The organism is [Clostridium] saccharolyticum WM1, assembly GCF_000144625.1.
Classification (GTDB): Bacteria; Bacillota; Clostridia; order Lachnospirales; family Lachnospiraceae; genus Lacrimispora; species Lacrimispora saccharolytica.
In genome coordinates this window covers 1,110,450-1,124,989 of the sequence record NC_014376.1, presented here as the reverse complement: position 1 = coordinate 1,124,989, position 14,540 = coordinate 1,110,450, and the positions used below count along the sequence as shown (strand labels likewise).

Here is a 14,540-nt window from a genome sequence, read left to right as displayed (position 1 = left end):
ATCCAATAGCCCTTTTTTCATCCTTTTTAAACCTTCCAGATGTCCCGGTTATACTCTGATATGGTGCGGTCCGAGGAGAAGTATCCTGCTTTGCTGATATTGGTCAGCATCTTTCCTGCCCATGCATAAGAATCCTCATAGTCCCTGTATATCCTTTCCCTGGCAGCTTCATACGACCTGTAATCCAGAAGGGTCATAAACCAGTCTTTTTTCAGGATTTCATCATAAAGACGCTTTAAGCTTTCCTTATGGCCGATCGCTGTCATCTCCTCTCCTACCATGAAATCCAAAGCTTCCCGGATTTCTTCATCCTTTTTATAAAACTCCTTAGCCACATAATCCGCCTTTGCATAATGCTCTATCACTTTTTCACTGGACTCTCCGAAAATATAAATATTGTCCCTTCCAACCAATTTGGCAATCTCCACATTGGCTCCATCCATGGTTCCAAGGGTCACCGCTCCGTTTAACATGAATTTCATATTGCCCGTCCCGCTGGCCTCTTTGGAGGCTAAGGATATCTGCTGAGAAATATCGCAGGCAGGAATCAGCTTTTCCGCCTTGGTTACGTTGTAATTTTCCACCATTACTACCTTAAGATAGGGGCTGACCTGGGGATCATTGTTCACCAGTTCCTGAAGACATAAGATCAGATGAATGATGTCCTTTGCAATCACATAGGCGGGTGCTGCCTTTGCACCAAAGATCACAGTGACCGGCGTAGAGGGCAGATTTCCCTTTTTGATTTCCAGATACTTGTGTATTACAGAAAGGGCATTCAGCTGCTGCCTTTTATACTCATGAAGACGTTTGACTTGAATATCATAAATGGAATTCTCATCAATGGCCGTCCCCTGTGTTGACATAAGATATTCCTTTAAAGCGGTCTTGTTCTGTTTTTTCATATCCAGAATTGCTCTTAAGGTCTCCTTGTCATGATAGGCTTCCAGCTTTTCCAGTTCCATTGCATCCCTCTTATAGCCCTCTCCGATCCTGGAAGTAATAAGTTCCGTAAGCAGGGGATTGCAGTGAAGGAGCCACCGCCGGAAGGTGATTCCGTTGGTTTTATTGGAAAACTTCTCAGGGTAAATATCATAAAAATTCTTTAATTCACTTTTTTTCAGTATTTCCGTATGAAGGTATGCCACACCATTGACACTGAATCCGTAATGGATATCCATATGAGCCATGTGCACCAGACCATTTTCATCAATAATCCTTACGGAGGGGTCCTTATGGGCCTTCCGCGCCTGTTCATCCAGCTTCTTTATCACAGGCACCAGCTGAGGAACGGCTTCCTCTAAATATTCCATGGGCCACTTTTCAAGGGCTTCCGCCAGGATGGTGTGATTGGTATAGGCACAGGTCCTGCTGACAATGTCTGCTGCCTTTTCAAAGGAGATCCCCCGCAGAGTCAAAAGACGGACCAGCTCCGGGATCACCATGGATGGATGGGTATCATTGATCTGGATGACCGCATATTCCGGCAGATCATAAAGCTTGCTGCCCTTTCTGATACACTCATCCAAAATATACTGAGCGGCGCTGCTGACCATGAAATACTGCTGGTATATACGCAGCCTCCTGCCTTCCTCATCGCTGTCATCGGGATAAAGGAACAGGGTCAGGTTCTTTTTAATGTCTTCCTTATCAAAGGCGATCCCATCTTCCACAAGCCCCTCGTCAACGGTCTCTAAATCAAACAAATGGAGACGATTGGTCCGTCCCTGATAACCGGTCACCCTTATGTCATACATTCTGGAATAAACGGTAAGCCTGCCAAAAGCCACCGGATAGGTAACTTCTGTCTTAGTAAGCCATGTATCCGGTTCGATCCAGGGATTTGGTGCTTCCGACTGAAGATGGTCCTTAAAGGACTGCTTAAACAAACCAAAATGATAATTTAAGCCAATGCCATCCCCGTTTATCCCAAGGGTTGCCATGGAATCAAGAAAACAGGCAGCAAGACGTCCCAGTCCCCCGTTTCCAAGAGAAGGCTCCGGTTCCAGCTCTTCGATCTCACAAATATCCTTGCCGTATTTACTAAGGACCCGACAGACCTCTTCATAAAGGCCAAGGTTGATGAGATTATTGGAAAGCAGCTTTCCCATCAGAAATTCCGCAGATAAATAATAGATTTTTTTCTTTCCTTCCTCCCACTGCCTTTTTTCCCCTTCCTCCTGTACAATTTTTAACAGTGCCAAATAAAGCTCCCGGTCAGAACACTGATCCACCGATTTTTCGTATATGTCATAAATCCGTTGTTCAAGATTCATACGGACCACTCCTTTTCTTCTAATTTTACTTTCTTTTAGTATTATAATACCCATGACTCTGATTATCTTGCAGCATTCTGGCCTAATATGGTACAATACTATCATTAACTAATGAAATCATTGGAAAAACAGGAGCTTTATGAATATTATACAATACGAAAACTATCAGGAAAGACGGGAGCAGGACTCTTCCGGTTTTCCTTATCTGACTTATCCCTGCACCATACCCCTGGATTTTAACAAGGTTCCTCTTCACTGGCACGATGAGATGGAGTTCATTTACATTAAAAAAGGAACCGGTCTGGTATCGGTAGATTTTGTTCCTTACCAGGTCCATGGGGGTGACATTGTAGTTGTCTGTCCCGGTAAGCTGCACACCATTGAAAAGTGGAAGCAGGAATCCATGGAGTATGAAAACATTATTTTCAACTTAAACTTATTAGGCTCCAGGCAGCCGGATATCTGCTGGGATACCTATCTCTCACCCATCAGCAGCGGCCGGAAAAATCTGCCGGTGCTGATTACTGAGAGCCTGCCCTGCTACCAAGAGATCGCCTCCTGCCTGGACCAGATCGACCAGATACGGGAAACATTTCCCCAGGGCTACGAGCTGTTGATCAAGGGAAAATTGTTCCAATTATTCTTTCTTTTCTGGAGCCATGAGTCAGGCACCTTTGCTCCTCCCTCCCGCCCTCCAAAGGAACTGGAGCGGACCAGACAGATCCTGAAATACGTGGAACAGCATTACAGCGATCCTCTTTCCATACAAGAAATATCCGGAGCCTGCGGCATGAGCCAGTCTCATTTTATGAAATTTTTCAAAAAAACCATGGAGATGCCCTTTACCGCTTATTTAAATGATTACCGTCTGACCATGGCCTCCAGACTGCTTCTCTCCTCCGAGGATTCCGTTCTTACCATTGCAGCGGAAACCGGATTTAATAATTTATCCTACTTTAACCGGATCTTTAAGGAAAAATTTGGAATGACCCCCAGGGAATTCAGAAGGCACATGGATATTCCCCCTATCGTCTGAATAAACTAGTAGCAAATACAAAACAGGAGAATTCCTATGGATAGAAACAGGAAAATTCTTTCTGCTTATATCGCTTTTCCCCTTGGAGTCGGGGCTTTGGCAGGATTTATGATCAGAAACAACTGGTCCATATATAAAAACCTGAATCTTCCTGCCGTTTCTCCTCCCGGCTGGCTGTTTCCTATTATTTGGACGGTTCTTTATATCCTTATGGGGATCGGCTCCTATTTAGCCGCCTCCTCCCCCTCCCACCGAAAGAATGAATCCCTTAAATTATATGGGATCCAGTTATTGCTGAACGTTCTCTGGAGCCTGGTGTTTTTTAACTTAAAAAACTATCTGCTGGCATTTTTACTACTCCTTTTGCTTTGGTACTTTATTATGAAAATGATAAAAGCCTTCTGGTCTGCCAATCCCGATGCAGCCGTTTTACAAGTTCCTTACCTGCTTTGGGTCACCTTTGCCGCATACTTGAACCTGGGGATCGTATTTCTTAATTGAGATCTCATACATATTATCCGGCTCATTGCTGACGCAAAAAGAGCAGGGCCATGGCAACCGTTTCGTTGCTCTGGCCCTGCTTCTTTTGTTCTTTTAAGAGAAAATCAGGAAGGCAGCTTTCCCAATCTGCGGAGCATGGTTTTCTCTACCGCATTTAAAATATTTTCATAGCCTGTACACCGGCATAGATGGCCGGACATCAGCTTTCTGAGTTCCTCTCTTGTATACTCTTTTCCGCTTTCTAAAATCTCCACCGCTGACATAATAAATCCCGGCGTACAGAATCCGCACTGGACGGCTGCCTCGTCAATAAATGCCTGCTGGATATCGGAAAGCTCTCCATTGGGCCCCATAAGGCTTTCCAGGGTCGTAATTTCTTTTCCATCAGCCCAGATGGCCAGATAGATGCAGGAATTGAAGCACTCATGGTCTATGATCACATTACAGGCTCCGCATTCTCCTACCTCACATCCTTTTTTTACGGAAGTCAGCCGGTAATCATCCCTTAACATATCAGTCAGGGAAGCCCGTACATCCACCATTGTTTCTGTATATTTTCCGTTGATGGTACATTTTACCAACTTATATTGTACCGGCATTAGATCTCACCTCCTGAAAGTTTCACTGACTCAATGAAGCAGCGGGTTGCCATTTCCACAGCAACGTGCTTACGGAAATCCTTTGAAGCCCGCCAACTGTCTCTTGGGTTGATGTCCGAAAGAACCTCTTTTCCAAAAGCCTCCGCCAGCTCCTTTGATACCTGCTGTCCCTTTGCCAGATTTTCTGCACTTTTTGTACGCATTGGAATAGGGCCTGCCACTCCGTAAGCAATCCTTATGTCTTCCACGGTCTTTTTATCCTCAGACAGCTTCACATTGACGGAGCAGCCAGTGGTAGCGATATCCATGGCGTTTCTGTTTGCATATTTAATATAATGGCCCTTATAGCCTTCATAGCTTTTCTTTGGAATGATCACAGCCGTCTGAAGCTCTCCCTCTCTGATATCCACAGTACCCGCCTTAATATAGAAATCACTGATTGGAATCCGGCGGATGCCTTCAGGGCCAGTCAGTTCAATGATGGCATCCCATGCAAAAAGCGTGGAGGCTGAATCCGCAGAGGTAACGCCGTTGCAGGTATTCCCTCCGATGGTGGCAATGTTTCTTATCTGGGGCCCGCCCACCATATCTACTGCTTCTCCAAGTACATTAATATATTTCTGAATGATGGGGTCCTTGGTAATATGGGAAAAACTGGTGAGAGAACCTATGCGGATGGCCTCTTCCTCATCCAGACTCACGCCTCTCATTTCATTGATCATATAAATGCTGATCAATTCCTTTCCGGCACGTTTTCCCTCTCTCATCTGAATCAAAACATCACTTCCGCCGGCTATGATCTGGGCCTCCGGATGTTCCAAACGCAGCTTTACCGCATTTTCTACGGTATCTGCTTCATATAACGCTTTCATATCATACATAAAGCATTCCTCCTTGCTGTTTTATTGTTACAATTTCGCCATGGCATTATGAGCTGTGGGTTTGAATATCGCTCCAAACGCCAGATACAAGGCCAACTGTAACATCAGATTAGTCCCTCTTCCTTAAACCGTTTAAATACCGCCTGAGATGTCATGGGTATCTGGTACATGGAAACACCTGTTGCATTTAATATGGCATTGCGGATGGCCGGTGCCACCGGACAGGCCGGGGGTTCCCCCAGGGACTTTGTTCCAAATGCGCTGGTAGGTTCGTAATTCTCCACAAACTGTGCCTCCAGATGAGGATGATCCATAGTAGTGGATAATTTATAATCCAACAGATTATCATTTAATGTTCTGCCTGTCTTTTCATCAATGAGAAGCTGCTCAGAAAGGGCATAGCCGATTCCCATGCTCATGCCTCCATGGACCTGGGCCTGGGCCAGAGCCGGATTGATCAGCTGTCCGCAGTCATGGACATTGATAATGTCAACCAGCTTTACCTTGCACATGGGAATATCCACTTCTACCTCGGCAAAGCAGCAGCCAAAGGAATATGCGTTGGACTTAATCTGGTAAGTGCTTTCTGAGGTCAGATGCTGGCTGTGGGAAAGACTGTAAATGGCCTCAGTCGATAATTCTTCCAGGGTCAGAAGCTCCCTTCCATCCGTGGTCCGCACGATTCTTCCATCTCTGATATCCAGGTTAAAGACCGGCATTCTGGTCAGCTCATGAGCATAATTTAAGATTCTCTCTTTTAATAAAAGCGCCGTCTGCTTAATGGAAAAGCCTGCTACATAGGTCTGCCTTGACGCATAGGCTCCAGTACCAAAGGGAGTAACATCCGTATCCTGGCTGGAAATCACATGAACCATTTCAAAAGGAATTCCCAGGGTATCTGCCGTCATTTGGGCAAAAGCCGTATCAGCTCCCTGGCCGATCTCTGTCTCTGCCAGCTGCACCTGTACGGAACCGTCCTGGTTCAGCACCATCCGGCAGGAAGAGGACTCTAAGCTGATAGGCCATACTGCAGTATTATACCAGAAAACCGCACAGCCAATGCCTTTACGGACAGGTCCGGTCTGGTTTGCGTATTCCTTTCTTTTCCGGTCAAAGTCTATATATGCTTTTCCCTTTTCCAGGCACTGGTTAAAGGTATCAAAGTAATTTTCATTTTTAGAAAAACCATCAACATAACCAACGGGCATAAGGTTTTTACGGCGGAATTCCACCGGGTCCATGCCAATTGCCTGAGCAATGTCATCGGACTGGCTTTCCACTGGGAACATGGCCTGAGGGATCCCGTAGCCTCGCATGGCTCCTGCCACAGGCAAATTGGTGAATACCGTATAGGAATCGCATTCTATATTTTCACATGGATACAACTGGGGAAACGCGTTCATTCCCTTTGCTGCGATTCCATGTCCGTGAGAAGCATAGGCTCCCTGGTTGGAAAAGCACTCCAGCTTGCGGGCCGCAAAGGTACCGTCAGGACGAACCCAGCTGATGATATGACTGCGGATGGCGTGTCTTGTACGGTTGCTTACAAAGGTTTCCTCCCTGGTCACATCAAGTTTTACCAGACGTCCTCCAACGACCTTTGAAAGATAGGCACAAAGAGGCTCATATAACGCATCCTGCTTGTTACCAAAACCGCCTCCGATATACGGTTTGACGATGCGGACGCTTCCCCATGGAATTCCAAGAGCCTGCCCCACCACTCTTCTGACGATATGAGGAATCTGGGTGGAAGATACCACGGTTATTTTTCCGTTTTCCATACTGGCAAAACAAATATGGTTTTCAATATGGCAGTGCTGAACAATGGGAGTATCATACCACTGGTCGATCTTAATTAAGCCCGGCTCCTTAATAGCCTCTTCTATATTCCCTTTTCTTATGCTGGAATGACCCAGAATGTTATTGCTATATTTTTCGTGAAGCTGAGGTGCCCCCTCTTCCATAGCCTCCTGGACGTCAAGAACAAAGGGATACTCCTCATATTCCACCTTTAACGCCTTGATCGCCTGTTTAGCAGCTATTTCACTTTCCGCAATTACTGCTGCCACATCATCGCCGCAGAAACGCACCCGGTCTGTTAAGAGCAGACGGTCTGCTACATCCTGATGGCTTGTATCCGTAGACCATGGATGACCGGCTGTCGGGAAATAGATCTTTGGTACGTCAAAACAGGTCACTACCTTAACCACTCCCGGTATTTTTTCTGCCTCTGAAGTATCAATGGATGTAACCTTTCCATTGGCTATGGCAGAATGGTAAATTTTCGCTACCAGAGCATTTTTCTCACAAAGATCATCGGTGTATTTGGATCTTCCCGTGACTTTGTCAAATGCATCAACACGGGCAACACTTTTTCCGATTATCATATTAACGCCTCCTATTTCTTATTATGATTTGTATACGCAGTGTCCCGGTCCTTCCCTTATGAAAAAGACTGACGGAGACGAGACTTTTTCAAAGCGCTAAGCGCTTATCAAAGTGATGTCGCCGCCAGTCCCTGTGTATTTTGACCGGTTGTTCTGATTTTAATCAGACTGCTTTATTGGTTTGCTTTTTTATAGCTATATTAATATATATTTCAGCACAAATAATATCGCCAAAACATACATAAGGGCACTGATTTTCTTTTCTTTTGCTCTTCCGGTTACTAAATTAATAACTACGTAAGAGATAATTCCTAAGGAGATTCCTTCAGAAATGCTGTACATAAACGGCATCGCAATGATGGCGATATAGCTTGGAATCGCTTCTGTGAAATCTGCAAAATCTATTTTGGTGACAGAGGTCAGCATTAAAAAGCCTACCACTACCAGAGCCGGTGCCGTCGCAAAGGACGGAATGGCTAAGAAAATCGGGGACAAGAACAGGGATAAGCCAAAGAGAATGGCTGCAACCACTGCTGTTAATCCGGTTCTTCCGCCTTCTGCAACACCTGCGGCGCTTTCTACGAAGGTAGTTGTGGTGGAGGTACCGAATAATGCTCCTGCTGTCGTACCAACGGCATCAGCCATTAATGCACCCTTGATCTGAGGCAGCTTTCCGTCTTTATCCAGCATATCAGCCTTGGAGGCCACTCCGATTAAGGTTCCCAGGGTATCGAACATGTCAACGAACAGGAATGCAAACATTACTACAAGGAAATCCAGGGAAATTACTCTGGAAAAATCCAGCTTCAAGAAGGTAGGACTCATATCAGGAATTCCAAATCCTGCTGAGAAATTCGGGAATACGCTGTACATTCCCAGCTCCGGATTTGGCCGGTATAAGCCGATGGCCTGACAGACCATACCTAAAATCCAGGTAATGATGATTCCCCACAAAATGTTGCCTTTTACATTTTTTACTACCAGCACAGCAGTTACCAGAATACCGATAATCGCTAACAAAACGGTAATGCCGACGGTATAAAAGGAACCATCCCCCAAAGAGCTTTTAAAGGAAAACATTGTTACGAGAGTTGCCCCATCTACGACGATTTTTGCATTCTGAAGTCCGATGAATGCGATAAACAAGCCAATACCTACGGATACGGCATGCTTTAAATTTACAGGGATCGCATTGAAGATCGCTTCACGTACGTTTGTCAGGGAAAGGGCGATGAAAATAATACCTTCCATGAACACGGCGGCCAGAGCCATCTCCCAGGTATAGCCCATGTTAAGGACTACGGTATATGCAAAATACGCATTAAGTCCCATTCCAGGCGCCAGTACGAAGGGATAGTTGGCAAGTCCTGCCATTAAAAGGGTGGCAAACAGTGATGCAAGTGCCGTGGCCGTAAATACGGCTCCGCTGTCCATTCCCGCTGCACTTAAAATGCTTGGGTTGACTGCCAGGATATAAGCCATGGTCATGAATGTGGTAATGCCGGCCACGATCTCTGTCCTTGCATCCGTGTGATTCTCAGTTAAGTGAAATAATCTTTCTAAGAATCCTCCGCTTTTTTTTGTTTCCATACTTCTACCTCCTTGATAGTTAGAATATTTTCTTGCTGTATAAGAGCTGCCCCATGCAGTCCTCTTTTTCATTAAGTAAAGCTAGAAAATCCTATATCCTCCCACATATTTCCCCTTAATATGTCTGTCATCAGACAGGTAGATGAACCGTTCCAGCCTCTCCCGCAGGGTAAGAGTCTGAGGATGAGGCAGGCTGCCGTCATCCAGGATTAATACATCCAGTTCATATCCTTCCTGAAAGCTTCCCACTTTTCCAAAGAAGGATCCGCCGCCTAAGGTACCCAGGTAAAAAGCCTCTTCCACTGTAAGGGGCTTTAAGCGATCATCCTTCAGCCTCCATCTCAGCTTAGATACCTGAATGGCATCAGCCATGGCACGGAAAATGGATTCTCCGCTTCCTCCAGCCACATCACTTCCCAGACCCACCTTCACCCCCCGGTCCAGATAGGTCCTGACAGGAGCCACTCCTGACGATAAGTTGGTGTTTGACTGAGGGCAGTGAGCAATGGTAACCCCCCGCTCTTTTATTAATTCAATCTCTTCTTCTGACGAAGAAACACAATGGGCCATAACCGTCTTTCCGTTTCCTCCGAACAGGCCAAACCGGTCATAAGCATCTCCGTAAAATCTGGAAGCAGGGCAAAGCTCTTTGACCCAGGCCACCTCCCCTTGATTTTCAGATAAATGGGACTGTACCGGCAGTCCGTACTCCTTCTGCAGCTTTCCCAGCCGCTCCATAAGATCATCCGTACAGGATGGAATGAACCGGGGCGTGAGGATGGGTTTCACATTCTCATACCTGGAGCCGGTTTCCTCCAGCCAGCGGAGGGTCTCCTGCTCCGATGCTTCGGCACTTTGTTCCTTCAAAAAGTCCGGGGAATTCCGGTCCATATTCACCTTGCCGATCATAGTCTTTAAGCCGGTTTCCTCCATCAGGTCCATTAAAAGCTCTGTGGCCGGTCTGTGGATCGTGCCAAATATACAGGCTCTGGTCGTAGCGCTTTTTTTCATGGAATCTGCAAAAATTCCGTAAGCCTTTTGGGCATATTCCAGATCGGCATACTTTGCCTCCTCCGGAAAGGTATTGGTATTCAGCCAGTCTAAAAGCTCCAGATCCATTCCCATGCCGCGGAAGGCAAACTGGGGTGCATGGATATGAAGATCCACCAGTCCAGGAACAAGGAGCATATCTCCCCAATCCTCCAGCGGATAATCTTTAAACTGCTCAGGAAGCTCCTGAAAGACTCCTGCTGACTTCCCTTCCCGGCAAACCAGGTATCCCTGCTCCACCGTCTTTAAGGTGCGGTCATCATTGCTGTAAATAATGTTGCCTTTTAAAACAAAGCTTATACCACCATTCATAGAACCTCCCATTCCGTATCAGAGAATTTCAAAATACGGCAGCCATAATTGCGGCGTTCCAGCCTTTCTGATCACTCTTCGCAATAAAAAACTACCGTAGTTTCCATCTGTTCCGCACACATCGTTAACACACAACAAAAAAGCTGAGGTTATTATGGTGCGGAAACTTATAGGCAACTATTACGGTAGTTGGTAGAGACGCTCAACCAATTATGAGCATATATAAGTTTCTTTGAATACTGATACTAAAAATTCCTTTTACTTGTGACAGGTTGACTATATCATATTGTACAACTATTTGTCAATACCCATTTCTTTTTTGTACATTTGTTATAATTTAGCAGCATTCTTTCCAGTATAACCAATAATTGTCGGTTAATAGTCCATAGATATTTTCTATAAAAGAGCCGGAAAAGAGCAGCCGCAGCCATTCCCCTCTGACTCTTTCCCTTTAAATATTGCTCAATATTACACGAACATTGACAGAAAAATTATATAAAATATTCCCCTATCTTATCCCAACGGAGCCCCCTGTCCTCCAGCCACGGTCCAATGTCTCCCTCCCAGTCAGCCGGCATTGCCCAGGAAAGACCGCAGCCAGAAGAAATCTGTCTGGGAACGGGAATGAGCCGGCCCGGAATTCCCTCCTTCTGGCATTGGGATTCCATGGCAATGGCTTCTGCTGTCGTGCGGAAGGTGATGACAATTTTTCGTTCTTTTTTTCTCATAGTCTCTTACCCGTGTTTCTTTAATAATCTTAAGTCATCGGTCATTGATTTTTTATAGGGAAATTCTATAAATACGCATACAGTTCCCGGACAAATCGGATAAACAATCTGGCCGCTTTTCCTGGCTTGTGATTTTTGCTCCACACCATATATAATTTCCGGTAAATCTCCTGGGGTCCCGGTGAAAACCGAAGCAGGGCTCCCTGCTCGACATAATCATCCACGGCTGCGCCAGACAGGATGGAAATGCCCATGGCCGCCTCCACGGATTTTTTAATGGTTTCCTGATTGCTGATGGTCGCCACAATTTCCAGGCGGCTTAAATCCACTCCCATATCCTTTAAATGGCTCTCTGCTTCCTTTCTTGTGCCGGAGCCTTCCTCCCGGAAGATCCAGCGCTCCTCATAAAACTGCTCTAAGGGGAATCCTGTTTTCTCATACTGGCGGTATTTGTCATTGTTGGGTGTGATGATCACCAGACGGTCCGAATAAAAAGGTTCAAACACACAGGTGGGATCGGTGACAGTGGTCCCTGTAAAGCCGATTTCCACCAGGCCATCCTGTACCAGCCGGACCACCTCCATGCTGTCCGCTTCCTTTAGCTCCAGCTGGTTTCCCGGATAGGTTCTGGAAAACAGGGAAAGGATCTGGGGCAGTATGTACTGTCCCGGTACTGTGGAAGCGCCTACCACGATCCTGTTAGCTGTCTTTAAATCCTTCTGGGTGAAATCCCGCAGAATATTCTTTTCTAATTGAAGTATTTTCCTGGCATTGCCGTAAAGCTGTTCCCCTTCCGGAGACAGTTCCACATCCTTTGTGGTCCGGACAAACAGCCGGGCTCCCAGTTCCTTTTCCAGAGAACTGATATGGGCGCTTACCGTAGGCTGGGTGAGATAAAGCTTCTTGGCAGCAGCCGAAAAGCTTTTTTCTTCCGCCACACAAACAAATGCTTCCAACTGCTTCAGATTCATAAGCTCAGCTCCCTCACCGCTTGAATGGCTTTGTCAATCTCTTCTTCTTCATTATAATGGGACATGGAAAAGCGGACAGCTCCCTGCTCCACAGTCCCAAGAGCCTGGTGCATAAGAGGCGCACAGTGGGCCCCAGCCCTGGTATAGATATCATAGGAGAAAGCCAGCTCGTCAGCTACTTCGCCGGAATCGTAATCCCTGATGTTAAGAGCCACTACCGGAGCCCGGCAAAGAAGTGCCTGATCTGAAAAGTCCCCATACACCCGGACTCCGGGAATATCCTTTACGCCCTCATAGAACCGCCTCATAAGCAGAAGCTCCCTTTCCCGTATGGTTTCAATCCCGGTCTTTTCCAGATACAGAAGGGCTGCATGAAGGCCTGCAATCCCGTGGCCGTTTAAGGTTCCGGCTTCCAAGGCTTCCGGCATCTCCTCCGGCTGGGACTTTAAATAACTTTTGACTCCGCTGCCTCCCACCAGGAAAGGCCGTAAGGAGATTCCCTGACGGACACAGATTCCTCCGGTCCCCTGAGGTCCCAAAAGACCTTTATGGCCGGTAAAGCACAAAACATGGATCCCCATTTTTTCCATATCAATGTCAAATACCCCTGCAGTCTGGGATGCATCCACCACCAGAAGAATCCCATGCTTTTTGCAGATACTTCCGATGATTTCCAAGTCATTTATGTTTCCTGTCAAGTTGGAGGCATGGGTACAGACCACCGCCTTTGTATTTTTCCGGACTGCATCTTCAAAATCCTCATACTTAACCCTGCCCCTTTCATCTGAGGGCAGGATGGTAAGCTCCACGCCCTGCTCCTCCATGCGGTACAGAGGGCGCAGTACGGAATTGTGTTCCATCATGGTGGTAATCACATGATCCCCCGGTTCAAGGAGGCCCTGAATGGCCATGTTCAAGCTGGCCGTTGAATTGGCTGTAAAAGCCACCCGGGAAGGATCTCCTCCATGAAAAAGCTCTGCCAGGAGCCTGCGGGTATCGAAAATCAGGCGGGATGCATCCAGAGATGCCCCATGGGCTCCCCTTCCGGAATTTCCAAGAGAAACCAAGGCATCGGACACCGCCTTTCTCACTTCCTCCGGCTTCCGGAAGGAGGTCGCCGCATTATCCAGATAGATCATTTTCCTTACCTCAACTTTACTGATTTTTCTTCTTTTTCCACGACTCGTCCGATGATTGCAAAGGCTGTGTCCATCTGGGCCTTTTTAAGGTCCTCCATGATGCTTTCCCCTGTCTTAAGGGAAACGCTGAGCAAAAGTCCTCCGGATGTCTGAGGATCACAGAAAATATCACGAATGTACTCTTCGGTGTCCCCAAAATCCACTTTTTCCTCAGTATAGGAACGGTTCCTGTAAGCCCCTTCCGGAATCAGTCCCATTTTAGCCAGGCTTATGGCCTCCTTCTGAATAGGCAGATCCTTAACAAAGATTTCGATTGTAACCCCGCTGCCCTCCGCCATTTCAACGGAGTGTCCAGCCAGTCCAAAGCCGGTGATATCGGTGCAGCTATGGATTTCATAATGCTCTGCTACCTGTTTTGCTTTTTTATTCAGAGAGGTCATGACACGGATCACTTCCTCTTTTGCTTCTTCTGAAGCCATATCCGCTTTTACTGCCGTATTGACGATCCCGGTTCCCAAAGGCTTTGTCAAAATCAGAACATCCCCCGGCCTGGCTTCGCTGTTTTTGAATACCTTGTCCGGATGGACAAATCCGGTGACGCTTAATCCGTATTTCGGCTCATCATCCTGAATGGAGTGCCCTCCGGCCAGCACAGCCCCGGCCTCAAGGACCTTAGATGCCCCTCCTTCTAAAATCTTTCCCAATAGAGCGGGATTTACGCAGTTGGGCCAGGCCACGATATTAAGAGCCACCTTTGGTTCCCCTCCCATGGCATAAATGTCGCTTAAGGCATTGGCAGCAGCTATCTGGCCAAAGGTATAAGGATCATCCACCACAGGGGTAAAAAAGTCCAGGGTCTGGATCAATGCGGTTTCCTCGTTGACCTTATAAATAGCCCCGTCATCAGAGGTTTCGATCCCCACCAGCAGATTAGGATCCTGAAATTTAGGCAGATTCTCCAATATCCCGGCAAGTGTACCGGGACCTATTTTAGCTGCACATCCCGCAGTTTTTGTCATTTGGGTAAGTCTTACTTCTCGATCTGGTATCATACCTGTTTTCTCCTTGTA

The 14,540-nt window shown here is 46.6% G+C and carries 12 protein-coding genes and 1 riboswitch; of the genes, 2 read left to right on the top strand and 10 right to left on the bottom strand.

All coding sequences use genetic code 11. From position 1 onward, the window contains the following. Positions 1-26: 26 nt before the first annotated feature. Positions 27-2,276 (bottom strand): glycogen/starch/alpha-glucan phosphorylase, encoded by a 2,250-nt coding sequence (locus CLOSA_RS05295; protein ID WP_013271740.1) that lies wholly within the window; start codon positions 2,274-2,276, stop codon positions 27-29. 139 nt (positions 2,277-2,415) lie between these two features. Here CLOSA_RS05295 and CLOSA_RS05290 point away from each other — a divergent pair, with 139 nt between their 5' ends. After that, positions 2,416-3,312, top strand: a complete 897-nt coding sequence (locus CLOSA_RS05290; protein ID WP_013271739.1) for an AraC family transcriptional regulator — start codon at positions 2,416-2,418, stop codon at positions 3,310-3,312. 36 nt (positions 3,313-3,348) lie between these two features. Next, on the top strand, positions 3,349-3,813 hold the full coding sequence (locus CLOSA_RS05285; RefSeq protein ID WP_013271738.1) for a TspO/MBR family protein: 465 nt from the start codon (positions 3,349-3,351) through the stop codon (positions 3,811-3,813). Between the two features lie 104 nt (positions 3,814-3,917). On the opposite strand, the gene xdhC is transcribed toward CLOSA_RS05285, so the two are convergent. The 9 genes from xdhC to selD all read right to left on the bottom strand — a co-directional run bounded on the left by xdhC (position 3,918) and on the right by selD (position 14,522). Beyond that, positions 3,918-4,412: a xanthine dehydrogenase subunit XdhC gene (xdhC, locus tag CLOSA_RS05280; protein WP_013271737.1), complete on the bottom strand. Its 495-nt coding sequence runs from the start codon at positions 4,410-4,412 to the stop codon at positions 3,918-3,920. Beyond that, the gene (xdhB, locus tag CLOSA_RS05275) at positions 4,412-5,293 is read right to left on the bottom strand and encodes a xanthine dehydrogenase subunit XdhB (RefSeq protein ID WP_013271736.1); all 882 of its coding nucleotides are present in this window, start codon (positions 5,291-5,293) and stop codon (positions 4,412-4,414) included. Before xdhB ends, xdhC begins: the two co-directional genes overlap by 1 nt. 104 nt (positions 5,294-5,397) lie before the next feature. Next, positions 5,398-7,680: a xanthine dehydrogenase subunit XdhA gene (gene xdhA / locus CLOSA_RS05270; RefSeq protein WP_013271735.1), complete on the bottom strand. Its 2,283-nt coding sequence runs from the start codon at positions 7,678-7,680 to the stop codon at positions 5,398-5,400. Positions 7,681-7,875: 195 nt separating this feature from the next. Then, positions 7,876-9,270 carry an NCS2 family permease gene (locus tag CLOSA_RS05265; protein WP_013271734.1) on the bottom strand — a complete coding sequence of 465 codons (1,395 nt, stop codon included), beginning with the start codon at positions 9,268-9,270 and terminating at the stop codon, positions 7,876-7,878. Between the two features lie 81 nt (positions 9,271-9,351). Beyond that, positions 9,352-10,632 (bottom strand): amidohydrolase family protein, encoded by a 1,281-nt coding sequence (locus CLOSA_RS05260; RefSeq protein WP_013271733.1) that lies wholly within the window; start codon positions 10,630-10,632, stop codon positions 9,352-9,354. Positions 10,633-10,782: 150 nt separating this feature from the next. Beyond that, a riboswitch (purine riboswitch) is annotated at positions 10,783-10,878 on the bottom strand. 245 nt (positions 10,879-11,123) lie between these two features. Then, positions 11,124-11,360, bottom strand: coding sequence for a DUF3343 domain-containing protein (locus tag CLOSA_RS05255; protein WP_013271732.1), 237 nt, complete (start codon positions 11,358-11,360; stop codon positions 11,124-11,126). A 65-nt stretch (positions 11,361-11,425) separates the two neighbouring features. Continuing rightward, a complete protein-coding gene (locus CLOSA_RS05250; protein ID WP_013271731.1) occupies positions 11,426-12,331 on the bottom strand; it encodes a selenium metabolism-associated LysR family transcriptional regulator in 906 nt (301 codons plus the stop codon). Next, a complete protein-coding gene (locus tag CLOSA_RS05245; protein ID WP_013271730.1) occupies positions 12,328-13,470 on the bottom strand; it encodes an aminotransferase class V-fold PLP-dependent enzyme in 1,143 nt (380 codons plus the stop codon). The genes CLOSA_RS05250 and CLOSA_RS05245 overlap by 4 nt, the downstream gene beginning before the upstream one ends. Positions 13,471-13,475: 5 nt before the next feature. Then, on the bottom strand, positions 13,476-14,522 hold the full coding sequence (selD, locus tag CLOSA_RS05240) for a selenide, water dikinase SelD (RefSeq protein WP_013271729.1): 1,047 nt from the start codon (positions 14,520-14,522) through the stop codon (positions 13,476-13,478). Positions 14,523-14,540 lie beyond the last annotated feature (18 nt).

Excerpts from the sequence above, each read along its gene's own strand:
- CLOSA_RS05295 (WP_013271740.1), bottom strand. The coding sequence starts at position 2,276 with ATGAATCTTGAACAACGGATTTATGACATATACGAAAAATCGGTGGAT.
- CLOSA_RS05290 (WP_013271739.1), top strand. The coding sequence starts at position 2,416 with ATGAATATTATACAATACGAAAACTATCAGGAAAGACGGGAGCAGGAC.
- CLOSA_RS05285 (WP_013271738.1), top strand. The coding sequence starts at position 3,349 with ATGGATAGAAACAGGAAAATTCTTTCTGCTTATATCGCTTTTCCCCTT.
- xdhC (WP_013271737.1), bottom strand. The coding sequence starts at position 4,412 with ATGCCGGTACAATATAAGTTGGTAAAATGTACCATCAACGGAAAATAT.
- xdhB (WP_013271736.1), bottom strand. The coding sequence starts at position 5,293 with ATGTATGATATGAAAGCGTTATATGAAGCAGATACCGTAGAAAATGCG.
- xdhA (WP_013271735.1), bottom strand. The coding sequence starts at position 7,680 with ATGATAATCGGAAAAAGTGTTGCCCGTGTTGATGCATTTGACAAAGTC.
- CLOSA_RS05265 (WP_013271734.1), bottom strand. The coding sequence starts at position 9,270 with ATGGAAACAAAAAAAAGCGGAGGATTCTTAGAAAGATTATTTCACTTA.
- CLOSA_RS05260 (WP_013271733.1), bottom strand. The coding sequence starts at position 10,632 with ATGAATGGTGGTATAAGCTTTGTTTTAAAAGGCAACATTATTTACAGC.
- CLOSA_RS05255 (WP_013271732.1), bottom strand. The coding sequence starts at position 11,360 with ATGAGAAAAAAAGAACGAAAAATTGTCATCACCTTCCGCACGACAGCA.
- CLOSA_RS05250 (WP_013271731.1), bottom strand. The coding sequence starts at position 12,331 with ATGAATCTGAAGCAGTTGGAAGCATTTGTTTGTGTGGCGGAAGAAAAA.
- CLOSA_RS05245 (WP_013271730.1), bottom strand. The coding sequence starts at position 13,470 with ATGATCTATCTGGATAATGCGGCGACCTCCTTCCGGAAGCCGGAGGAA.
- selD (WP_013271729.1), bottom strand. The coding sequence starts at position 14,522 with ATGATACCAGATCGAGAAGTAAGACTTACCCAAATGACAAAAACTGCG.